The following is a 23,275-nucleotide window of genomic DNA, read 5'->3' as shown; positions in this document are numbered from 1 at the left end:
TCAGCATGCCTGCCGACCGATCCTCCCCGAAGTTTCGACCGAGCATAACGGGCATGGCCGTTGTTGAGAAGCTGTGCTTCGAGGCTGTCAGGCCTTCTCGAGCGCGACCGGGATGACGTCGACGGCCTGGTCGCCGACCTGGCCGCCGGTGGTTTTCAGCACGCCGACGATCGGAGCCACGTCGGAATAGTCGCGGCCATAGCCAACGGTGATGTGGTCGTTGCTGGCCCGCATGCCATTGGTCGGGTCGAATTCCTGCCAGCCGGCATCGCGCCCACACCACACCTTGACCCAGGCATGCATGGCATCGGCGCCTTCGAGCCGCGGCTTCCCTTTCGGGGGAATGGTGCGCAGGAAGCCGCTGACATAACCCGCAGGAATACCTAGCCCGCGCAGGCCGGCGATCATGATGTGGGAGAAGTCCTGGCACACGCCCCGCTTCAAACGGAAGGCATCGCTGGCCCCGGTACGCACCGTGGTCGCTTCCCCGTCATAGGTGAAGTCGCGGTGGATGCGGTTGCACAGATCGATGGCCATGCCGACCGTCGAGCCGCCGGCGCTGTCGCGGGCATAGGCGGTGATCGCCGCATCGATGCCGGCATGATCGCTGGCGGCGAGAAAGTGATGCGGTGCATCCGGCGCCAGTGACCGTACGGCGCCGAGTTCTTCCCGCAGGCGCTGCAGATCGGGCGACACGTCGAGCCCAGGCTCCGGCCGTGACACCGACACGCGCGCGCTCATTCTGATGTCGAGCCCGTCATGGACGTCGCGAAAGGCGATCGCGGTGACATTGTTGCCGAAGAAATCGGCAAAATCCGTGCGCTCCGATGGGGTCGGCACAAACGAAAGCGAGGCCGCGATCACGCGCTGCACGCCGGCAATGGTCGGCGGCAATACACGCACCTGATGCCGGCTGCCACCGGCCGCGGCGTCATAATCGTAGCTGAGATGAAGCCTGATATCGTACAGCATGTTAACCGAAATACGCTTTAGCCAGGCTGCTATAGAGGTTGCCGATCTCAGTTGCGAGATCGTCCAGCACCTCCGCCGACATCTCCGATGGCTCCATGACGGCAATTGCCGTGTTGAGCTGCAGGATTTCCTTGGCCGCGACCGACATATGCCCCTCCGGCCCAACCGATGGCAACAGGCCGATCTCCGCCTTCAGCCGTTCGAGCTGGAACAGGATCGAGCGCGGGTTGAGTGGGTCGAGCGCCAAGAGGTCGATCACCGTGCGCCGTCCGGCCCGCACCGGATATTGCCGGCGGTGGGTCATGACGCTGTCGCCGATCTCCAGCATCATGTCGAGCGAGCCGTCCGGCGCACCGGACCTTGTCAGTCGGGCTAGCGTACGGGCGATCTGGATGCCGCGCTCGATCCGCCGGCCGATCTCGAGGAAACGCCAGCCGGTGAAACGGTACATATTCTCGTGCAACAGGCCAGAGAAACCGGCGAGCTTGCGCAGCATGACCGTCATCGCCCGTGTCGCGTCGTCACCCGGCGCCACCGTGGTGGCGAACTGATGAATGGTCTTCGACAGGTCCTTCAGCGCCAGCCAGCCATCGGGCGAAAAGCGGTCGCGGATCTGTCCGGCGCTGTAGACGGCGCTGTCCAGCGTGCCGATCAATCCGGGCGGAATGGCCGCTTCGAGATCGATGCCGAAGGGTTCGAGATAGTCCCTGATATCGGCGAGCAGCAGCATGTCAGGATCGGACGTCTCGGCCAGCCGCACATGATAGGCGCGCAGGATACGCACCGTATCTTCCGAACGCTCGATATAGCGGCCGAGCCAAGTCAGGTTTTCCGCCGCGCGGCTGGGCAGGCTGCCCGGCATGGTGCGGACGAAGCTGTCATGCTCCTGCGGCAGCAGCGTCTCGCGCTCGACCGACCGGTCGCTGACCACCCAGACGTCGGCCGCCTGGCCGCCGCGCTGCATGGCGATGGCCGTCGGGTCGAGCGAAAGGCCGACACGGGCGAAACCGCCGGGCATTACCGTCCAGCCATCGGGCGTGCGCGCGAGATAAACGCGCAGGCTTGCCGGCCGTGGCTCCAGCCAGCCGCCGACATAGACCGGCGTCGTCGACAGCGTCACCGCTTCCTGGCCGACGAAACCGCTGCCATCGCTCTCGATGCGCGCGATCAGCGCGATGCGTTCCTCCGGCGTCAGTGCCGAACCGAGCCTGGTCTGGCCGTCATCCTCAAAGGCCAGCCGCGTCGACAGCGCCGGACCGATCACCATGCGATCGATATTGGCAAGCACATGGGCCCGTTCGGTTGCTTGCCCGCACCACCAGGTGGCCACGCTTGGCAACAGAAGCTCTTCGCCGCGCAACGCGCGCGAAATCTTCGGCAGGAAGGCGAGCAGCGCCCGGGTTTCCATCAAGCCCGACCCCAGCGCATTGACCGTAGACACGGTGCCGCGGCGGATCGCCTCGACCAGCCCCGGCGTGCCGATATGCGAGTCCGACCTCAGTTCCAGCGGATCGGCAAAGGCGGCATCGAGCCGTCGCCACAGCACGCTGATCGGCATCAGCCCGGAAACCGTGCGCACCATCAGCTTGCCGCCGGAGACGGTCAGATCCTCGCCCTCGAGCAGCATGATGCCGAGATAGCGGGCGATATAGGCGTGCTCATAATAGGTCTCGTTGAGCGGCCCCGGCGTCAGAATGGCGACGCGGCCGTCATTCTCCTTCGCCATGCCGATCAGAGCATCGCGAAAGCGACGGAAGAAACCGGCCAGGCGATGCACATGCATCTCGCCATAGATGTCGGACAAAGCCCGCGTCGTGGCGACGCGGTTTTCCAGCGCAAAGCCGGCGCCCGACGGCGCCTGCGTGCGGTCGCCTAGCACCCACCAGCTTCCATCCGGCCCACGGCCGAGCTCGAAGGCGCAAAAATGCAGGAAATGACCGCTGGCCGGCATGGTGTCGACGACGGGGCGCAAATATTCGGGGCTCGCCGCAATCAGGCCTGCCGGCAGGATTCCCTTCTCGATCAGCCGGTTCGGCCCGTAAATATCAGCGACTATCTCCTCGAAAAGCTCGGCGCGCTGGACGAGACCGGCGCTGATCCCGGCCCATTCCTTGTCTTCGATCAGCAGCGGGATATGCGCCAGCGGCCATTCGCGCTCATTGGCGCCGGCCTTGTCATAGACGCGGTAATAAACCCCGGCGTCGCGCAGATACTGGTCGGCGCGGGCAAAGCGCTGGCCGAGCTTTTCCGGGCCCAGCTCCTCCAGCGCCTCGATGAAGGGCGCCCAGGCCGGACGCGGACGGCCCGAAGCATCGACCATCTCGTCGACGACGCCGTCAATCGGCTGATAGTGCTCCAGCAGACTGTGCCTCAGCGGCTTGCCGCGGACCTTTTTCTGATTCCCCTTTGCCATCGCTGATCAGAGTCTTGCTGGCCGCCTGAGGTCAAGGGTCATGGGGAAGTCTTCAGAGGCTTCTTCATTGCGCAGCACATAGGCCGACGGCGTATGGCCGCGCGGCTCGAAGCGGGCGAGACGCCGCGCCTCAGCCTCATTGCCGTTGACCGGGAAGGTGTCGTAGCTGCGCCCACCTGGATGCGCGACATGGTAGACGCAGCCGCCCACCGCCCGCCCCGACCAACGGTCGTAGATATCGAAGACGAGCGGCGTGTTGACCGGCAGCGCCGGGTGCAGGCCCGACGAAGGCTGCCAGGCCTTGAAGCGCACACCGGCTACCGCGACCTCGCGATTGTCGGTGACCTTCATCGGCACGATTCGGCCATTGCAGACAATGGCATGACGTTCCGGGTTGAGGCCTTCGGTCCTGACCTGCAGCCGTTCGACCGAGGAGTCGACGAAACGCACAGTGCCGCCGATTGCGCCTTGCTCGCCCATGACATGCCACGGCTCCAGCGCCTGCCGCAGTTCCAGCTTGATGCCGGCATGCTGGACTTCGCCGCAGAACGGAAAGCGGAACTCCAGCTGGGCATCGAACCATTCCGGCCGGAATTCGAAACCGTTGAGCTTGAGGTCGTCGAGCATGTCGAGGAAATCCGCCCAGACATAATGCGGCAGCATGAAACGGTCATGGAGCGAGGTGCCCCAGCGCACGAAGCGGCCATCAAGCGGGTTGTTCCACGCACGGGCGATGATGGCGCGCACCAGCAATTGCTGCGCCAGCGACATGCGCGCATTGGGCGGCATCTCGAAACCGCGGAACTCAACAAGCCCAAGCCGGCCGGTCGGGCCATCGGGCGAAAACAGCTTGTCGATGCAGATTTCCGAGCGGTGCGTATTACCGGTGACGTCAGTCAACAGATTTCGGAACAGTCGGTCGATCAGCCAAGGCAGCGGTGGGTTGCCCTGGCCCGGATGCGGCACCTGCGCCAACGCGATCTCGAGTTCGTAAAGCGAATCGTGCCGCGCCTCGTCGAAGCGCGGCGCCTGGCTGGTCGGGCCGATGAACAGGCCGGAGAATAGATAGGACAGCGACGGGCGCCGCTGCCATTGCAGCACCAGGCTCTTCAACAGATCGGGCCGGCGCAGGAACGGGCTGTCATTGGGCGTCGCGCCGCCGACGACGACATGGTTGCCCCCGCCGGTACCGGTGTGGCGGCCGTCGATCATGAACTTGTCGGCGCCAAGCCGCGTCTGCCGTGCTTCCTCGTAGATCGCCGTCGTCGTCGCCACGCAGTCCTGCCAGTTGGCAGCCGGATGGATGTTGACCTCGATGACGCCGGGATCGGGTGCCACCCTGATGACGTTGAGGCGCGGATCGTGCGGCGGTCCATAGCCTTCGATATGCACGGGAAGGCGGATCGCCTTGGCCGCGTTTTCTGCGGCTGCGACGAGCTCGAGATAGTCTTCCAGCGCCTCGACCGGCGGCATGAAGACGCACAGCCTGCCGTCGCGCGGCTCGACCGAAAGTGCTGTACGCACCGCGCCGCCGATCTCGGTGATCTCCTGCTCGACCCGGTCTTGCTGACCGGTCGTCGCAGTGAACGATACCGCCTGCTGGCGCCGCGCCATCTCGTCGGCGCCTTCCAGTTCGGCCGGAGCCGGTTCTGGCAGTATGGCTTCCCGCGCCGGCAGCGATCCACGCGGCAGCGACGGATCGACCGGCACGATATAGGGGAACTGCGCCGGCGGCACATAGGGCAGCGTGCCCAGCGGCAGGCGGTAACCGACAGGGGAATCGCCCGGCACCAGGAACAGCCGCCCGCGCCGTGTCTTCCACTTCTCCGAGCGCCAGCGCGGGTCCGAAGCCTGGCTGTTCCAGCGCTGCACCGGCAGCACGTAGCCGGACGGCTTGGTCAGCCCGCGCTCGAACACTTTCGCCATGCGGCTGCGCTCTTCGGGGTCTTCCAGTTTGGAGTTGGACGGATCGACATTGTCGGGCAGCTTACCTTCCTTCAGCAGCCATTCGGCCGGGTCCTCATAGGCCTCGCTGACCATCGCCTGGTCGATGCCGAGTTCGCCGGCGATTGCCGTCAGCAGGCTTTTCGCCTGCTGCGGCCCGACCTTCGCATCGCTCTTTTCGTGTGCGATCAGCGACGGATCGCTCCACACCGGCTGGCCGTCGGTGCGCCAATACAGCGAGAAGGTCCAACGCGGCAGGCTCTCGCCCGGATACCATTTGCCCTGGCCGTAATGGAGGAAACCGCCCGGCGCGAAGCGCTCGCGCAGTTTCCGGATCAACGCATCGGCCTTTTCGCGCTTGGTCGGGCCGACGGCGGCGGTGTTCCACTCGGCGGACTCGAAATCGTCGATCGACACAAAGGTCGGCTCGCCGCCCATGGTCAGCCTGACATCACCCGCTTGAAGTGCGGCGTCGACCTTGTTGCCCAGCGCATCCAGCGCCTGCCAACTCTCATCCGAGAACGGCTTGGTGATGCGCGGATGTTCGGCAATGCGGTCGACACGCATGTCGAAGCCGAACTCGACATTGGCAAAGCTCGCCATGCCGGAAATGGGCGCGGCGTTGCGGAAATGCGGCGTGGCCGCCAGCGGCACATGGCTTTCGCCGGTGAGCAGGCCGGACGTCGGATCGAAGCCGATCCAGCCGGCGCCCGGCAGATAGACCTCGCACCAGGCGTGCAGGTCGGTGAAGTCGACGGCGGTTCCGGCTGGGCCATCGAGCGCGACCAGATCGGGCTTCAGCTGGATCAGATAGCCTGAGACGAAACGCGCGGCGAGGCCGAGATTCCTGAGGATTTGCACCAGCAGCCAGCTCGAATCCCGGCACGATCCCTTTTTCGCGGCCAGCGTTTCCTCCGGCGAGAACACGCCGGTTTCCATCCGCACGATATAGGCGATCTCCCGCTGCAGCCGCGCATTGAGGTCGACGACGAAATTGACGGTGTTGGTGGCGCTACGGTCGATGGTTGCGAGGAAAGCAGACAGCAGCGGCCCCGCCGGCTCCGGCGTGCGGTAGATGGCGAGATCGTCCCTGATGTCTTCGGGGTACTCGAACGGGAGGGTCTCGGCCGATGGCTCGACGAAGAAATCGAACGGATTGTAGACCGTCATGTCGGCGACGAGGTCGACCTCGATCTTCAATTCCGTCACCGGCTCCGGGAAGACAAAGCGGGCCAGGAAATTGCCGTAGGGGTCCTGCTGCAGATTGACGAAGTGGTTCGCCGGCCCGACCTTCAGCGAATGGCTGAGCACCTTGGTGCGGGAATGCGGTGCCGGCTGCAGCCTGATGACCTGGGGCCCGAGAACCACCGGCCGGTCATATTTGTAATGGGTCAGGTGGTAGACGGCTGCCAGTATTGCCATGGGGCCCCGGAGATCGGCGTTTCTTCAGCCGAACCCTGACACATCTATTGGCCATTCTCCAAGCAGAGATGTTGCGCTGCACCTAAATTAAGCAGCCGAAGCCGGCTACGCTGTGTCGAGATTCAGGTCAGGCCGAGTCGAAAATGGCTGATACCGAGAACCGGCGCAGAGCGTACTTTTCGTACGCGAGCACCGGAAGCGCGGACATCGGCCATTTGCAGGCCGGCCTCACCTGAACATCGGCACAGCTTTAGAAAAACGCCTGTATCCCCGTCTGAGCCCTGCCAAGGATCAGCGCATGCACGTCATGCGTGCCTTCATAGGTGTTGACCGTCTCCAGGTTCTGCGCGTGGCGCATGACGTGGTAGCCGATCTGGATGCCGTTGCCGCCATGCATGTCGCGGGCCTGGCGGGCGATGTCGAGCGCCTTGCCGCAATTGTTGCGCTTGACGATCGAGATCATCTCCGGTGCCATCTTGCCCTCGTCCATCAGCCTTCCGACCCGCAAGCTGGCCTGCAGGCCCAGCGCGATCTCGGTCTGCATGTCGGCGAGCTTTTTCTGGAACAGCTGCGTGCCGGCGAGCGGCTTGCCGAACTGCTTGCGGTCGAGTCCATACTGCCGGGCCCGGTGCCAGCAATCCTCGGCGGCGCCCATCGCGCCCCAGGAAATGCCGTAGCGGGCCCGGTTGAGGCAGCCGAATGGGCCGCCGAGGCCCCTGGCGTTGGGCAGCAGCGCGTCTTCGCCGACTTCGACGCCTTCCATCACCACCTCGCCGGTGATCGAGGCCCTAAGGCTGAGCTTGCCGCCGATCTTCGGCGCCGACAGCCCCTTCATGCCCTTCTCCAGCACGAAACCGCGGATTTCGTCCTTGCCGTTGTCGCCCTTCAGCTTCGCCCAGACCACGAACACGTCGGCGATCGGCGCGTTGGATATCCACATTTTCGAGCCGGAAATCTTGTAGCCGTTCGCCGTCTTCTCGGCCCGCGTCTTCATGCCGCCCGGATCGGAACCGGCATCCGGCTCGGTCAGGCCGAAACAGCCGATCCATTCGCCCGAAGCCAGCTTCGGCAGGTATCTCTTGCGCTGCTCTTCCGTGCCATAGGCATGGATGGGATACATCACCAGCGACGACTGCACGGACATCATCGACCGGTAGCCGGAATCGACCCGCTCGACCTCGCGCGCCACCAACCCGTAGGTGACGTAATTGGCGCCGAGCCCGCCATATTCTTCGGGAATGGTGATGCCGAGCAGGCCGGCCTCGCCCATCTCGCGAAAAATGCCGGCGTCGGTCTTTTCCTCGAGATAGGCCTCCTCGATGCGCGGCGCGAGCTTGTCGGCGGCAAAGGCGGCCGCGCCATCGCGCACCATGCGCTCATCCTCGGAAAGCTGGTTCTCGATCAGGAAGGGGTCTTCCCAGACGAACGCGTTCTTGTCGGCGGCCATGGCTTCGCTCTCTCCCAAAATCTTGAAGTGCTCGGGCTTATCCACCTCCGCTTCGGAAAAATCAAACAAAATTGCATCACAGATCAATGAGGTTTAGTAATGGATCATGAACGTCCAACGCCGGCTTTTACCCAGCACCAGCGCCCTTGCCGCCTTCGAGGCCGTGGCCCGCCTTGGCTCCTTCACCGCTGCCGCCCAGGAACTCGATTTGACCCAAGGGGCCGTCAGCCGCCAGATAGCACTTCTGGAGGAACAGTTCGGCCGCCGGCTGTTCGAGCGCGACAGCCGCAATGTTCGGCTGTCCACGGCGGGCGAAATCTATGCCGAAGCCGTGCGGGCGGCACTCGGGCAATTGCGCGACGCCGCGCTCGGATTGATGAGCAATCGGCATAGCGGCATGCTGAACCTCGCCATACTGCCGACCTTCGGCACGCGCTGGCTGATGCCGCTGATCCCGGATTTCGTCGCAGAAAACCCTGACATCACCATCAACTTCGTCACCCGCATCGGCCGCTTCGACTTCGCCCGCGAACGCCTCGACGCCGCTATCCATCATGGCCAGCCGGACTGGCCGGACGCCGATTCCACATTGTTGATGCGCGAAACCGTGATGCCGGTGGTTTCGCCCGACTTCCTTGCCAGCCGCGATATCACCACGGCGGCCGACATCAGCCGCCTGCCGCTGCTGCACATGGCGACGCGCCCTGGCGCCTGGGGCGAATGGTTCGAGGAACAGGGCTTGAGCGCACCGATCGGACCCGGCATGCAGTTCGAGCAATTCGGCACCGTTGCCCAAGCCTGCATGGCGGGGCTTGGCGTCGCGCTCCTGCCGCAAGTTCTTATCGCCGGCGAATTGCAGCGCGGTCAGCTCGTGCCGGCGCCGGGACAGCCGATGCAAAGCCGCAGCGCCTACTACCTCGTCGTCCCGAACGACAAGCGCGGCCACCCGCCCGTCGTCAGCTTTCGCGACTGGCTGCTGGGCCAGGTTGAGAAGGAACCGGCCGTTCTGGCCTGGTAGCTACTTCCGCTTCATCGGCTCGGTTTCCGGCTGGAAGCGCAGCGTTTTTGCGACTTGCGTTCGGCAACTTTCGCATCGAGCTTGCTTTTGATCCGGGCGAAAGCCTGGTCTCCATCGACCGAACTGCCACTCGCCATGCCCTCGTCCCAAAGACGCCCCAACTCTTGGACACTCACTTTCTCGAAACTTGCCATATCGCGCGTATCTCCACACAAGGATGGTAGATAACGCTCTAGCGATTGCAAGGAACCATTCGAGGCTACTTCCGCTTCAAGGCATCGGCCAGTGCTGCGCCAAACGCGCCTTGCTGTGCCGGTCGTTCCGGCTGACGCCGCGGCATCGGCGAAGGTTGCGCCGGCTTGCCGCCGCCATTGTCGCGCGGCCCCTTCGGCGTCCCGCCCTCGCCGCCGTCCTTGCGCATGGACAGCGCGATGCGCTTGCGCTTGATGTCGACATCGACGACCCGCACCTTCACCACGTCGCCGGCCTTCACCACCTCATGCGCGTCCTTGATGAAACGATCGGCCAGTTGCGAGACATGCACCAGCCCGTCCTGGTGCACGCCGATATCGACGAAGGCGCCGAAGGCAGCGACATTGGTAACGGTGCCTTCCAGAAGCATGCCGGGCTTCAGATCCTTGATGTCGTCGATGCCGTCGGCAAAGGTCGCGGTCTTGAAGCCGGGGCGCGGGTCGCGGCCGGGCTTTTCCAGTTCGGCAATGATGTCGCGCACCGTCGGCAGGCCGAAGCGTTCGTCGACGAAGACTCGCGGATCGAGCGCCTTGAGCGCTGCGCTGTCGCCCATCAGCGAGCGCACATCGCGACCGCAGGCGGCGACGATCTTCTTGGCCACGCCATAGGCTTCCGGATGGACCGACGAGGCGTCGAGCGGCTCGCTGCCATTGGCAATGCGCAGGAAGCCTGCGGACTGTTCGAACGCGCGCGGTCCGAGCCGCGCTACCTTGAGCAGCTCCTTGCGGCTGGCGAACGGCCCGGTCGCATCGCGATGCGCGACAATGGCGTCGGCAAGCGAAGCGCCCAGGCCTGACACGCGGGCCAAGAGCGGCGCCGAGGCGGTGTTGAGATCGACACCGACGGCATTGACCGCGTCCTCCACCACCGCTTCCAGCGAACGGCCGAGCCGATACTGGTCGACATCGTGCTGGTATTGGCCGACGCCGATGGATTTCGGCTCGATCTTGACCAGTTCGGCGAGCGGGTCCTGCAGGCGCCTGGCGATCGACACCGCACCGCGCAGCGACACGTCGAGCCCGGGAAACTCAGCCGCCGCTGTCGCCGAGGCCGAATAGACCGAGGCGCCGGCCTCGCTGACGATCACCTTGAGCGGCTTTGGCCCACCATCCGAAGGCATGTCGGACAGCATGTCGGCGACCAGCTTTTCAGTCTCGCGGCTGCCGGTGCCGTTGCCAATCGAGATCAGCTCGACCTTGTGCAGGCGGATGAGCTTGGCGAGTTCCGCCTGTGTGCCGCGCACATCGTTCCGCGGCGGAAATGGATAGACCGTCGTCGTCGCCAGCACCTTGCCGGTGCCATCTACCACCGCGACCTTGACGCCGGTGCGGATGCCGGGATCGAGTCCCATGGTCGGCCGCGAGCCGGCGGGTGCTGCCAGAAGCAAATCCTTGAGGTTGCGTGCAAAGACATGGATCGCCTCTTCCTCCGCCCGCTCGCGCAGATCGCGCATCAAATCGAGCGTCAGGTGCAGCGAAAGCTTGATCCGCCAGGTCCAGCCGGCGACTTCCATCAGCCAGCGGTCGCCCGGCAGGCTGCCGCCGATGGCGTAGGCATTGGCGATCATCCGCTCGACCGGCTTCACCGGCGAGGCATGGTCGGCATCGACCTCGATGTCGAGCGACAACACCTCTTCGTTGCGGCCGCGCAGCATGGCCAGCGCACGGTGGCTCGGAACATTGGCCCAGCGCTCGACATGGTCGAAATAGTCGGAGAATTTCGCCCCGGCCTCCTGCTTGCCGTCGACGACACGGGCACGCATGAAAGCGCGCTCCTTCATGTAGGTGCGAAGCTTGCCGACCAGATCTGCATTTTCCGCGAACTGTTCCGACAGGATGTCGCGTGCGCCTTCCAGTGCGGCCTTGGCGTCGGTCACATCCTCGGTCACATAAGCCAGCGCCGCCTCGGCGGGCACCAACGACCGGTTGGCCAAAATAGCCTCCGCCAATGGCCCCAGCCCGCGCTCCCGGGCGATCTCGGCCTTGGTGCGCCGCTTGGGCTTGTAGGGCAGGTAGATGTCTTCCAGTTCAGCCTTGGTGGCGGCAGCCACAATTTTGGCCTCAAGTTCTTCGGTCAGCTTGCCCTGCTCGCGGATCGAACCGAGAATGGTATCGCGGCGCGCATCGAGTTCGCGCAGATAGGCCAATCGCTCGGCAAGGTCGCGCAATTGGGTGTCGTCGAGCCCGCCGGTGACCTCCTTGCGGTAGCGCGCCACGAACGGCACCGTCGCGCCCTCATCGAGCAGCCCTATAGCTGCCGATGCCTGCTCCGGCCGCGCCCCGATCTCTGCCGCGATGATGGATGCGATGCGTTTGCTGTCTGCTGCCATGCTGGTCCCTGTCGCAAAGAGCGGCGACCATAGGCGCTGATGTCCGTCACGCCAACCGCAGTGTTCTCAAGCGTCAAAGAGGTCCACAGGAAAGCGCCTTGCTTTGGCTCGTCCTCAGACCATCCCGCTCAGCGCCTCGAAAAAGGCAACGATCTCGCGTTCGAGCGGATAATCTTCAGGCACCGGCTGCGACCCCATTTTTGCAATCACCACTTCCATCTTCGGATCGACGTAGAGCCATTGGCCGTGGATGCCGATGCCGCAGAAGGCGCCGTTTGCCGCCCCCGTCTGGTACCATTTGTTACGGTAACGGCCCTTCGGGAACAGATGCACCATCGTGCCGCGCTGCCAAGTCTCCGCGCTGCCGCCGGCAACGGTCGTATCCCGCACCCAGCCTTCCGGCACGATGCCGCGGCCATTGGCCGTGCCGCCCTGCCGCATCATCTCGCCGATACGCGCCAGGTCGCGCGGCGTCACCGAAATGCCGCCGGCGGTGCGCGCCGTACCTTCCATGTCGACGCCGATCGAAGCCTCGCTGACAGCACCCAGCGGTAGCCACAGTTTCTCGCGCATCAGGTCCGGGAAGCGCTGGCCGGAAGCTCGTTCGAGCAACAGGCCGAGCAGATCGGAATTGGGCGAACGGTAGCGGAAGGTTTTGCCGTGCGGTTCTTCGAGCCGCTGCAAGGTCAGAATGAATTCGCGCAAGCTTTCAGTGCCGCCGCCCGGATTCCACAGCGTAGCGCGACGGTAACGGGCAAAGGCGCTTTCGGGATCGAGATAGGCCTCCTCGAAGTCGAGGCTGACGCTCATGTCGAGCACATGCCGGCAGCTTGCATCGGCATAGGCCGAACCGACGGCTTCCGGAATGTACTGGGTCACCGGCGCTTCTGGGTCGAACACGCCCTCGCCTTCCAGTATTCCGGCGATGATCGAGGTGACCGATTTGCTGATCGAAAAGATGATGTGACGGGCGCCGAAATCCATATTGGGCGCGAACCAGTCGCCGATGACCTTGCCAGCCTTCATCACCGTCAGCGCGTCGCTGGTCGAACGTGTGAGGAATTCGGCCACCGTTTCCGGGGCGCTGGCGATCGAAACCTTTTCGCCGAGCAGGCCGCTCAGGTCCCGCACCGGCGCTTCGACGCTTCCCGGCGTCGCCGCCACGGGAGCGGTCGGCACCAGCTCGCCAAGGTTCTGGAACGACCAGCGGTTGAACGGGCTTTCGCGCCAGTTGGAGAGCAGCACCTCATTGCGGGCAAAGCCGTAGCGGGTCTCGAACGCAGTCTTGCCGGTCATGAACGTTTCCTCAGAGGGATGGTTTGTTGTGGGTCAACCAAGCGCCTTGGCGATGGCGTGCACCGCCTTCAGCGTTGCCACCGAATAGGCGACATTGCTGAAATCCGGATAGCTTGAAAGCTTGACCACGACCATGCCGGTGTCCCAGTCGATATGGATCATCTGCCCGAACACGCCTCGGCACATCAAAGCGCGCGTGCGCGGATTCTCGATCCAGAACTGGTTGCGATAGCTGCCCTCCGGCAGGCTCGGATTGAAGTCCGGCCCATGCTTGCCGTTGCGCGTCGCCTCGATCCAGTCGGCCGGCACGATGCCGCGGCCCTTGTCGAGGATCAGCTGGCCGAAGCGGGCGTAATCGCGCAGCGTCGCGTTGAAGCCGCCATCGGCCAGCGCATAGCCGGCGCTGTCGACCGTGAAGCAAGCGCTTTCGTCGGCGCCGAGCTTCTGCCACAGCTCCTCGGACACCAGCTGCGCCAGACGTTTACCGGTGACCCGCTCCATGATGAAGGCAAGCACGTCGGTCTCGATCGAGCGGTACTCGAACGCGGCGCCATGCGGCCGCACCTTGTCCTTCAGCTGCAGGATCAACTCGAACAGATGCGGCGGCCATTGGAAATCCGGATCGCTGTCCGGCGGCACCGGCTTCCAGCCCGTGGCGACATCAACCTGGCCGATGTCGGAGTAACGGTCGGTGTATTCCTCGGAAAACCGCACGCCGGTGGTCATATCCAGCACATGCTGCACGCTGGCGCCGTCCCAGCCGGTCGCGCCGAGCTCCGGCAGATAGGCGCTCACCGGTTTGGCCGGGTCGATCAAGCCGCGCCCAACCAGAATACCGAACACGGTGCCTGTTACCGACTTCGCCATCGACTGCGACAGATGCAGCGTGCGCTCGGCCATGCCGTTGAAATAGCGCTCATAGGCGACCTTGCCGTCTTTGAGCACCAGGAAGCCGTCCGTGTAGGTCTCGTCGAGCAGGCCAACGAGCGTCGTCGGACGGCCCTTGCTGTCTTCCACCGGCAGCGCGTCGAGATCGGTCTCTGCGCGCTCAAGACGATGGCGATGGCCATTACCGCGCCAGACCTCGATGGTCGGCAGGAATTCGCGGATGTGTTGGAAGGCCCAGCGATTCCATGGCGGCCGGTCCCAGTCGAGCTTCGGCAGCACCATTTGAGGCGGCGAGCCCTGCATGATCGACGGCCGCGGATCGCTGTTGCGATAGGAGTCCATGAAAGCCATTCCGGAAAAGAAAAGACCCGGCGGCGCATGCCGCCGGGTCTGTCAGACTGCGGTTATTTCTGCAGTTCGGTCCAGATCTTGGTGTAGATGTCCTGGATCTCAGGCGCGCACATCTTCTGGAATTCGCCTTGTGCCTTCGCAGCCTCCGGAATGACGACTTCCGGGGCATCCTTCATATCGGCCGGCATGTACTTGTCCGAGCCGGTAATGGCGTTTGCGTAGCGATGGAAGGCCGAGAGGCCGGCCGCGTTTTCCGGATCCATGATGAAGTTCTGGAACAGCTTGGCGTTCTCGACATTTTTGGCTTCCTTGAGAACGACGACGTTATCGCTCCACAGGCCGTAGCCTTCCTTCGGATAATTGTAATGGATGGCCGGATTGGCCAGCCGCTGACGCAGCGCCGAACCGTTCCAGTCGCTGGTCGCCTTGAAGTCGCCGGCGCCCATCTTTTCGATGGTGTTGTATTCCATGGCGATCCAGTTCGGCTTGGCCGCGACAAGCGTGTCGCGCACCTTCTTCAGCACCGTCTTGTCGTCGGTGCACTGCTGGCCGCCGACATATTTGATCGCCGCGAAGATAACGTCATTCATCTCGGGAACGACATTGGTCTTGCCCTTCAGCTCGTCCGGGGTGTTGAAGATGATGCCCCAGCTGTCGGCTGGTCCCTTGTAGGCATCGGTGTTGACGACGACGCCGACGGTGCCCAGCGCCCACGGCACGGAATATTTGCGGCCGGGGTCGAAGTCTGGATTGGCCCATTCCGGCGCCACGTTCTTGAAGTTCTCCATCTTGCCCGGATCGGTCTCCTGCACGAGGCCCTCCTTGATCCAGATCGGCACGTAGGTTTGCGACGGAACGGCGATGTCGAAGCCGGTGCCGCCCTGGCGTACCTTGGCGAGCGCCGTATCGTTGGAATCGTAATCGGTGATGGTCACCTTGACGTTGTATTTGGCTTCGAACTTTTTGATCACGTCGGGGCTGGTATAGTTGCCCCAATTGTAGATGTTCAGCTCGCCATCGGCGCTGGCCAGGCTCGTCGTTGCGAGCAGCGCCAACCCCATGGCGGCTGTCGTTGTTTTCCAGTTCATGGTTTTAGCTCCCATTTGTCGGTTCAGTCTCTTTTCCTGCTGACGAAGAAAAACAACGTGACGATCGCGACCGAAAGCAGCAGGAAGGCGGTCGATATCGCGTTGATCTCAGGCGTGATGCCGCGGCGGATCTGGCCGAGCATGTAGGTGGGCAGCGTATCCTGGCCGCCCGATTTGACAAACTCGGTGATGACGACGTCATCGAGCGAGATGACGAAGGCCAGCATCAGTCCGGCCAGTATGCCGGGCCACAAAAGCGGCAGCGTGATGCGGCGGAAGGTCTTCCAAGGCGTCGCGTACAGATCGGCGGCCGCGCGCTCCAGCGTCAGGTCCATGTTTTCCAGCCGCGCCCGGATCGGCAGATAGGCGAACGGGATGCAGAACGCCGTGTGCGCGGCGATCAGATAGCCAATGCCGGAATAGCCGGTGAAGATCTTGATGCGCGAGAAGAAGATCAGCAGCGCCACGCCCGTGACGATCTCGGGCACCATCAGCGGCTGGTTGATCGCCGCATATTTGAAGGTGAGGCCCGGATAGGACGCGGTGCGCGTGGTGGCGAGCGCGGCCATGGTGGCAAAGATTGTCGACAGCACCGCAGCGACGGCGCCGATCTGGAACGAGCGTAGCGTCGCGTCGATAACTTGCACGTTCTGCCAAGCCGACTGGAACCAGCGCATCGAAAAGCCGCCCCATTCGGACGTCGAGTTCGCCGCGTTGAAGGCATAGGCGACCAGCACGATGATCGGCAGATAGAGCACGATAAAACAGGTCGCAGCGATCACCGTGAAGCCGGTCTGGTGCTTGATGGAAAAGTTCTTAGCCATGCCGCGCCCCCGACTTGCCGGCATTGCGCACATAGGCAAGCAGCGCCACCATGACGATGATCATCACCGTGATCGACAGCGCCGAGCCGAGCGGCCAGTTGCGGCCTTGGCCGAACTGCAATTCGATCAGGTTGGACAGCATCATATTCTTGCCGCCGCCAAGCACGCTCGGCGTCACATAGGCGCCAAGGGCTGGAATGAAGACCAGGATGGAGCCGGCAATGACGCCGGGTTTGACCAGCGGGAAAATGATCTTCCGCAATACCTTGAATCGGGTCGCGTAGAGGTCGTAGCCCGCCTCGACGAGGCGAAAATCAAGCTTCTCCATGCTGGCATAGATCGGCAGCACCATCAGCGGCAGATAGACATAGGCCATGCCGATCAGAATCGCCGTGTCGGTGAAGAGGATCTGCACCGGCGCTGAGACGATACCAAGCTTGATAAGGATGGTGTTGATGATGCCTTCGTTGCGGATGATCTGCAGCACGGCGAAGGTGCGGATCAGAAGGTTGGTCCAGAACGGAATGGTGATCAGGAACAGCCAGAGATCCCTGGTTTTCTCGCTGCGCGTCGCCATGAAATAGGCGGTTGGAAACCCCAATGCCAAAGTGGCGATCGTCGTTATCACCGCCAGCTTGATCGAGCGCCAGAAGATGGTGACATGCGCTGCCGCAAGCGAAAGCGTATCGTCGAAAATGTCGCGTTCCATGAACACCGACAGCCAGGCATCGGGCGAAAACTGCCACTTCACATCGCCATAGGGGCCAGGCGTCAGGAACGAGTAGATCAGCACGATCAGCAAGGGGCCGGTCGCGGCGAGGAAGATCACCAGCAAGGCTGGCGCTGACAGCAGCCACCGGTCGCGCACATCGCGTCGCTCCGCTGCCTTGGCGACTTGTTCCGCGGTCGCCATGATCAGTCCTTCAGCACTTGCGCGGCGTCGTTGCCGATCATGATGCCGATCTGGCCGCCCTGCACGAAGCCGTCACCGGCGCCGCGGCTGTTCTGACGCCGCACGATGAACGGCTCGCCACCGGCAAGGCGCAGATGGAAGTGCGTGTCGGTGCCGAGATAGACGATGTTTTCGACGGTGCCGGACAGCGAAGCGCTCGGGCTGGCCGTGCCCAACTGCGCATGCTCTGGACGCACGACGATGGTGACCTTGCCGCTGGGGCTGAAGCCTTCCGGCAGCGAGGCTGGGATTTCCACACCAGACGGCAGCTTCACCGTCGCCCGGCCACCAGTCGCGCTAACCACATCCGCCTTGAGGAAGTTCGACTCGCCGATGAAGTCGGCGACGAAACGCTCGGCCGGCCGGTCGTAGATGTCGCGCGGCGAGCCGACCTGCAGGATTTTGCCCGACGACATCACCGCGATGCGGTCCGACATGGTCAGCGCTTCCTCCTGGTCGTGGGTGACGAAGATGAAGGTAATTCCGGTCTCGTGCTGCAGCCGCTTCAATTCGATCTGCATTTCCTTGCGCAGCTTGTAGTCGAGCGCCGAGAGCGGTTCGTCGAGCAGGAGCACCTTGGGCTGCGGCGCCAGCGCCCGGGCGAGCGCCACGCGCTGCTGCTGGCCGCCGGAGATCTGGCTGGTTCGGCGACCCGCCAGCGCCTCCATCTTCACCAGTTTCAGCATCTCGGCGACGCGCGCCTTGATCTCGGCCTTCGGCTTGCCCAGCATTTCCAGGCCAAAGCCGATATTGTCGGCGACCGTCATATGCGGGAACAGCGCGTAGGATTGGAAGACGGTGTTGACCGGCCGCTTGAAGGGCGGCAACGGCGCGATGTCCTGACCGTAGAGAAGGATTTCGCCGGCGGTTGGAAAGTCGAAGCCGGCAATCAGCCGCAGCAACGTGGTCTTGCCGCAGCCGGATGGTCCCAGCAGGGTGAAGAACTCATTCTCGCGGATGGATACCGAGACCGTATCGAGGGCAGCAACCTGCCCCTCACCCGATCCGAAAATTTTACTGACGTTTACGACTTCAATTGCATTCCGATCCGGTTTTTCCGGCACGATACGCCTCACTGTTGACCCCGCTCTTGCTGGCGGAGTTTTTCCCCTGTTCGATGTGACCACACGGCCGGTTGGTTGGCAAGTCCGGCATTGAACCACAGTTCAGTCGGTCATTTCGTCTTGCAAGCGGCAAGCTGTGCAAGCCGCATGCCATTGTCAGGCCTGGTAGGTTACCTTGCCACCGCAGACCGTCGTCACCGGTCGCAGCTTGTGCAGATCGGCCGGCGCCGTCTTCTCGATATCGGCCGACAAAACCACCAGATCCGCCATGTAGCCGGGTTTCAGAACGCCTTTGCGATGCTCGGCGAATTCGGCATAGGCGCCCTCGACCGTGTAGGCGGCAATCGCTTCCTGCAGCGAGAAACTCTGGTCAGGATCGCCTTCTGCCCATGGTTTGCGCTGCACTGCCGCCTGAATGCTCAGGATCGGGTCGATCGCTGCCACCGGCCAGTCCGAGGCGAACACGACATGGGCGCCGGCGCTTTTCAGGGTGCGCCAGGCATAGCTCAGCGGCCAGCGGGCCGGCCCGATGCGTGACACCGTCGGCTCCAGCGGAAAATCCATGGCGCCGGGCGGATGCGACGGCTGCATCGAGGCGATGACGCCGAGTTCGGCAAAACGCGGCACGTCGGCTGCTGTGGTGACCTCGATGTGCTCAACCCTGTGCCGGCTGTCGCGCTTGCCATTGACCTTCTGCGCCGCCTCGTAACCGTCGAGCACTGCGCGCACGGCGCCGTCACCGATCGAGTGCACGGCGATCTGCAGCCCGCGTTTGTCGATAGCCACGGCGAGATCGATAAATTGCTGCGGCGTGAACAGCGGCTCGCCGACCCAGTCGGGACGATCCGCATAGGGTTCGACCATAACCGCGGTCCAGGAATCGAGCACGCCGTCATAGAACACCTTGACCATGCCCGATGACAGCCACTCGCTGTCGTAGCGCTCGGCCATGACGGACGCCTTCTCGAGCATGTCGAGCGTCATGAAATTCTTGTAGTGGAACGGGATCTTGACGCGGCAGGGCAGGCCTTCCTCGGCCTCGATCTCGGAAAGCAATTCGAGTTGGTAGAGATTGCCGTCCATGTTCTGGATCGAGGTGATGCCGTGGCGCGCGCACCAGGCAAGTCCGCGCCGCATGATGTCACGGTCAGCGGCCCGCTCGGCGGCCGACGGCATTGGGTCCGGCTCGCCGCCGGTCGACAGCCCCAACCGCACCCGGCTTTCGCCGGCAAGGTCGAGCACCGGACCGAAGGCCTCGCCCTCGCGCAATTCGCCCGCGGCCAGGCCGTCGTCACCCATCACGATCTCGTTGCCCGGACCGAGCGTGCGTCCCTTCAGGATGCCGGCCATCTCCAACGCCTTGGTGTTGGCCCACATCGTATGGTGGTCGGGCGCCGCCATGCAGAAGGGGCGGTCGGGCAGGATGGCGTCGAGATGATGGCGTGTCACCCGCTCGCCGCCGAGCACGGTGTAGTCGACGCCCTGGCCCACAAGCATTTTCGCCTCGGGCCGCGTCGTTGCGTAGTCGCGGATGGCGCTTTGAAGCGCCTCGAAGCCATGGATACCGCCGAGTTGAAGATGCGCGAGCTCGGCCCCTCCCGAGAACAGATGCATGTGGGCTTCGATGAAACCGGGCAGGACCGAACCGCCCTTGGCGTCGATCACCTCTGTGGTCGTTCCCTTGAGTTTTTCGATGGCGGCGTGGTTGCCTATGGCGATGATGGCGCCGTCCTTGACGGCAATCGCCTCGGCGGCGGGATTGTCATCGTCCATGGTCCGCACGCGACCATTGATGACGATCAGATCAGCATTTTGACCCGCACCCGTGACAGACATCGCGACTCCGCGCTTTTGACGACTGGCTGAGACCGACAACCCTCTTGTCCGACAAGCTGCCACTCCGCTGGAGCGGCGTTATCGGACGAAAACTGATGCCAGTGCGCTGTTTCGAAATTCCCCTTGTGATCTCTCAAAACAGCGTGGATAAAAGAATGCGACTAATTATTCGCGTTTGTCAACGTGCCGAATTTCGAATGTATTGTGGACAACACACCACGCCAATGTTGAGACCGGGACCTGTGTTGAAACCGGCGGGGAACGAAGGCATCAATCCGTGAAGCGCAGTCTCAGCCGCGAAACCAGGATGGCGCTCGAACCGCGCAAGCAGCCGCGGCAGGAACGGTCGAGCAAGGTGGTCGACAGGATACTCGACGCTGCGCTGATCCTGACGCGGGAGCAGGGAACCAAGACGCCGACGACGCTCGCCATTGCCCGGCGCGCGGGCCTGTCGGTCGGTTCGGTCTACCAGTACTTTCCCAACAAGGAAGCCATTCTCCTCGACCTCGCCCGGCGCTGGCTGTCGTCGTTTCCCGAGGTGATCGCCAGGCGCATCGAGGTCACCCCACCCACCAACCGCGACGAGTTTCGGCAGGAGGTGCGCAAGCTCTTCATCGATACCTCCAGAATATATCTCGAAAACGCCACCCTGATGCCGGTGATCGAGGCGATATCCGGCAATGCCGACCTCAGGCCGATCCAGGACGAATATGACGAGCAGATCATCGCGCTTTACGCCGCGTGGCTGCAGCATGTGAACCCGGCCCTTGAAGACAAGATCGCCAGCCGGCTCGGCGTGCTGATGATGGATGTCGGGCACGCCTGCCGGCTTGTGGGGCTGAAGCGGGATCGCAAGACATACGACCTCATCGAGGACGATGTGGAAAGAATGTGGCTCGCTCTGGTCAGCCCCTATCTCAACCTTGACTGATTTCGCTATTTCGAGAGGAAATTCATGAAGACTGTCTATTCGCCGCTTCATGCCGGCCATGCCGGCCAGATGGAACTGGTGACATCAGCCATCGTGCCGGGTTTCGAAAAGCCATCGCGGGCCGAGTTCATCAAGGCGCGGGTCGAGAGCGAGAAACTGGGGCCGATCATCGGACCGGTCGAGCACGATCTCACAGCCGCCAAGCGCATCCACAAGGCCGACTATATCGACTTCCTGCCGACCGTCTGGCCGGCGTGGAAGGCCGCCGGCTTCGAGGGCACGGCGATGCCCTTCACCTGGCCGACGCGGGGCCTGCGCGGCGACGTGCCACCCAAGCGCGTCGACGCCTTGCTCGGCTATTACTCCTTCGACGCCGGCGCCACCTTCGTCGAAGGCACATGGACCGCGATCAAATCGTCCTATGACGTGGCGCTGACGGCGGCGGCCTTGGTCAAGGGTGGCGAGCGGTCGGCCTTCGCGCTTTGCCGCCCGCCCGGCCATCACGCCGGTGCCGGGTTCATGGGCGGCTACTGCTACATCAACAATGCCGCGGTCGCCGCGCAGTGGTTCCTCGACCAGGGCGCCGAACGCGTCTCGATCCTCGACGTCGACTACCACCACGGCAATGGCACGCAGGAAGTATTCTATGAACGCGCCGACGTGCAGGTTCTCAACCTGCATGGCGATCCCATGGTCGAGTATCCGTTCTTCCTCGGCCATGCCGACGAACGCGGCGCCGGCGCCGGCGAAGGTTTCAACGTCAATTATCCCATGCCCTTCGGCACCAATTGGGACGCCTGGAACGCCTCGCTGGAGGACGCTTGCGCCAAGCTCGCCGCCTACGCCCCCGATATCGTCATCGTGTCGCTCGGCGTCGACACCTTCGAGAAGGACCCGATCAGCCAGTTCAAGCTGAAAAGCCCGGACTATCCGAAGATCGGCCATCGCATCGCCAAGCTCGGCCTGCCGACGCTGTTCGTGATGGAAGGCGGCTACGCCGTCGAGGAGATCGGCATCAACGCCGTCGGCGTGCTCACCGGCTTCGAGGACAAATAGGAAGCAATTCCAGGATAAGTGTGAGGCGGTTTTCCGGCCGGAATTGCGCCAAGGAGATATGGGGCGGCTCCGACCGCCCCGACCATCTAGGCGGCCGCAGCCGGGTTGGGTGCAACCACGGGAACGGCTGGCCTTCGCAACCGGCCGATGCGGTAGACAATCACCGCCGCAATCACGCCTGTCGCCAGGATGGCCACCGCCAGCAACGGCCGGTACCAGAACCAGGCAATCGCAATCGTCACCGTGCCGACCAGGATCGCCAGGACGAAGGCGATAATGCCGGTACCCATCCGCGCCATGCTGCCGAGGAAGGGTATGACGTCGAGGATCACCCCGATCGGGCTGAGGAACAGCGCAAAGCCTATGGTCAGCAAAGCAAGCCGGCGCCGCGCAGCAGCCAGGTGATCAGCGTGTTGGCGCTGACGGCTTCGGCGAACATCTTTTCGGCCGGGACGTTGCCGGTATCCACCATCAGCAGCGCATCGCCGGCTTGCGTCTGATAAGGCTCGAAGCGGCTGCCGGCCTGGCGCGCGACGATGCTGACCACGCCAAGCGGCGCCAGTTCGTAGCCGATGCGATAGTCCCCCAGAGCGGGCGTCGTATTGTCATTGCCGAGAAAAATCTTGCCATCGACGATGCTGAGCGGTTTCGTTCCGGTATAGGCAGCTTTTATCGCCGCCGACTGGTCGGCTGACAGCGAATAGTCCTTGTCACCCTCGATGCGGTTCAGCACCGGCGTATCGAGATCGAAGGCGACAAGCTTGCCCTCAGGAATCTGGAAGGTCCGGCCGTGGATTTCCATCGGCGGATTCTGGTGGCCGTCCGGCTTCTTGAAGTCCGACGAGTCGATCTGGCTGTCGTCCCACACCTTGGAATAGCTGTAGGTGGTCACCGTCTCTTCGCCACCGCCGAGCTTCTTGGTCGTCTCCGACTTGGACTCTTCCTTCCACTGATACATCTCGACACTGCGCGACAGCCGCAGCCCTTGCGTGGCGATGCCGAAATCCGGATCCGCCAGGCCGCTGTCCGCCGTCACCAGTCCGCTGACATGAACCAGCTTGCCGTCATTGGCGGTATCGACGCTGTCGCCGCCGACCGAAACCACCGCTCCAGAACCTTCGGCCAGCGAGCGCGCCGTCTGCACGGCGCGGCCTTCGTTCCAGAACAGCCCGATCACCATCAGCACGATCAG

At 63.3% G+C, this 23,275-nt stretch carries 16 protein-coding genes and 1 pseudogene; 3 read left to right on the top strand and 14 right to left on the bottom strand.

Annotated features, from left to right (window positions below; translation table 11 throughout):
* Nucleotides 1–87: 87 nt before the first annotated feature.
* The 4 genes from NKL06_RS23385 to NKL06_RS23370 form a co-directional block, all read right to left on the bottom strand.
* The gene (locus tag NKL06_RS23385; RefSeq protein ID WP_023683456.1) at nucleotides 88–972 is read right to left on the bottom strand and encodes a transglutaminase family protein; all 885 of its coding nucleotides are present in this window, start codon (nucleotides 970–972) and stop codon (nucleotides 88–90) included.
* Between the two features lies 1 nt (nucleotide 973).
* Entirely contained in the window at nucleotides 974–3,385 is a 2,412-nt protein-coding gene (locus tag NKL06_RS23380; protein ID WP_023691706.1) for a circularly permuted type 2 ATP-grasp protein, read from the bottom strand.
* A gap of 6 nt (nucleotides 3,386–3,391) precedes the next feature.
* Nucleotides 3,392–6,751, bottom strand: coding sequence for a transglutaminase family protein (locus tag NKL06_RS23375; protein ID WP_023691707.1), 3,360 nt, complete (start codon nucleotides 6,749–6,751; stop codon nucleotides 3,392–3,394).
* A 250-nt stretch (nucleotides 6,752–7,001) separates the two neighbouring features.
* Nucleotides 7,002–8,198: an acyl-CoA dehydrogenase gene (locus NKL06_RS23370; RefSeq protein WP_023691708.1), complete on the bottom strand. Its 1,197-nt coding sequence runs from the start codon at nucleotides 8,196–8,198 to the stop codon at nucleotides 7,002–7,004.
* Nucleotides 8,199–8,304: 106 nt separating this feature from the next.
* Here NKL06_RS23370 and NKL06_RS23365 point away from each other — a divergent pair, with 106 nt between their 5' ends.
* Nucleotides 8,305–9,216 carry a LysR family transcriptional regulator gene (locus NKL06_RS23365; RefSeq protein ID WP_023686321.1) on the top strand — a complete coding sequence of 304 codons (912 nt, stop codon included), beginning with the start codon at nucleotides 8,305–8,307 and terminating at the stop codon, nucleotides 9,214–9,216.
* An 11-nt stretch (nucleotides 9,217–9,227) separates the two neighbouring features.
* On the opposite strand, the gene NKL06_RS23360 is transcribed toward NKL06_RS23365, so the two are convergent.
* The 9 genes from NKL06_RS23360 to NKL06_RS23320 all read right to left on the bottom strand — a co-directional run bounded on the left by NKL06_RS23360 (nucleotide 9,228) and on the right by NKL06_RS23320 (nucleotide 20,096).
* On the bottom strand, nucleotides 9,228–9,410 hold the full coding sequence (locus NKL06_RS23360) for a hypothetical protein (RefSeq protein WP_023671771.1): 183 nt from the start codon (nucleotides 9,408–9,410) through the stop codon (nucleotides 9,228–9,230).
* Nucleotides 9,411–9,475: 65 nt separating this feature from the next.
* Nucleotides 9,476–11,797 carry a Tex family protein gene (locus NKL06_RS23355; RefSeq protein ID WP_023691709.1) on the bottom strand — a complete coding sequence of 774 codons (2,322 nt, stop codon included), beginning with the start codon at nucleotides 11,795–11,797 and terminating at the stop codon, nucleotides 9,476–9,478.
* Between the two features lie 114 nt (nucleotides 11,798–11,911).
* Nucleotides 11,912–13,093, bottom strand: a complete 1,182-nt coding sequence (locus NKL06_RS23350) for a serine hydrolase domain-containing protein (RefSeq protein WP_023691710.1) — start codon at nucleotides 13,091–13,093, stop codon at nucleotides 11,912–11,914.
* Between the two features lie 33 nt (nucleotides 13,094–13,126).
* Nucleotides 13,127–14,323 carry a serine hydrolase domain-containing protein gene (locus NKL06_RS23345; protein ID WP_023691711.1) on the bottom strand — a complete coding sequence of 399 codons (1,197 nt, stop codon included), beginning with the start codon at nucleotides 14,321–14,323 and terminating at the stop codon, nucleotides 13,127–13,129.
* 62 nt (nucleotides 14,324–14,385) lie between these two features.
* Nucleotides 14,386–15,420 carry an ABC transporter substrate-binding protein gene (locus NKL06_RS23340; RefSeq protein WP_023683465.1) on the bottom strand — a complete coding sequence of 345 codons (1,035 nt, stop codon included), beginning with the start codon at nucleotides 15,418–15,420 and terminating at the stop codon, nucleotides 14,386–14,388.
* Between the two features lie 23 nt (nucleotides 15,421–15,443).
* Nucleotides 15,444–16,244 (bottom strand): ABC transporter permease, encoded by an 801-nt coding sequence (locus tag NKL06_RS23335; protein ID WP_023671766.1) that lies wholly within the window; start codon nucleotides 16,242–16,244, stop codon nucleotides 15,444–15,446.
* Complete coding sequence (locus tag NKL06_RS23330) at nucleotides 16,237–17,157, bottom strand: ABC transporter permease (protein WP_023691712.1); 921 nt, start codon at nucleotides 17,155–17,157, stop codon at nucleotides 16,237–16,239. Before NKL06_RS23330 ends, NKL06_RS23335 begins: the two co-directional genes overlap by 8 nt.
* A gap of 2 nt (nucleotides 17,158–17,159) precedes the next feature.
* A complete protein-coding gene (locus tag NKL06_RS23325; RefSeq protein WP_023691713.1) occupies nucleotides 17,160–18,260 on the bottom strand; it encodes an ABC transporter ATP-binding protein in 1,101 nt (366 codons plus the stop codon).
* A 156-nt stretch (nucleotides 18,261–18,416) separates the two neighbouring features.
* Nucleotides 18,417–20,096 (bottom strand): amidohydrolase, encoded by a 1,680-nt coding sequence (locus NKL06_RS23320; RefSeq protein WP_023691714.1) that lies wholly within the window; start codon nucleotides 20,094–20,096, stop codon nucleotides 18,417–18,419.
* A 277-nt stretch (nucleotides 20,097–20,373) separates the two neighbouring features.
* Between NKL06_RS23320 and NKL06_RS23315 the strand changes: the two genes are divergently transcribed.
* Both NKL06_RS23315 and NKL06_RS23310 read left to right on the top strand, forming a co-directional pair.
* A complete protein-coding gene (locus NKL06_RS23315; protein WP_023691715.1) occupies nucleotides 20,374–21,027 on the top strand; it encodes a TetR/AcrR family transcriptional regulator in 654 nt (217 codons plus the stop codon).
* 24 nt (nucleotides 21,028–21,051) lie between these two features.
* Complete coding sequence (locus NKL06_RS23310) at nucleotides 21,052–22,083, top strand: histone deacetylase family protein (RefSeq protein WP_023691716.1); 1,032 nt, start codon at nucleotides 21,052–21,054, stop codon at nucleotides 22,081–22,083.
* A gap of 86 nt (nucleotides 22,084–22,169) precedes the next feature.
* Here the strand turns inward: NKL06_RS23310 and NKL06_RS23305 are convergent.
* Nucleotides 22,170–23,041, bottom strand: a pseudogene (locus tag NKL06_RS23305) (TMEM43 family protein).
* Nucleotides 23,042–23,275 lie beyond the last annotated feature (234 nt).

The sequence above is a fragment of the Mesorhizobium sp. C268A genome (assembly GCF_040324475.1).
GTDB lineage: Bacteria > Pseudomonadota > Alphaproteobacteria > Rhizobiales > Rhizobiaceae > Mesorhizobium.
This window is presented reverse-complemented; position numbering and strand designations above follow the sequence as displayed.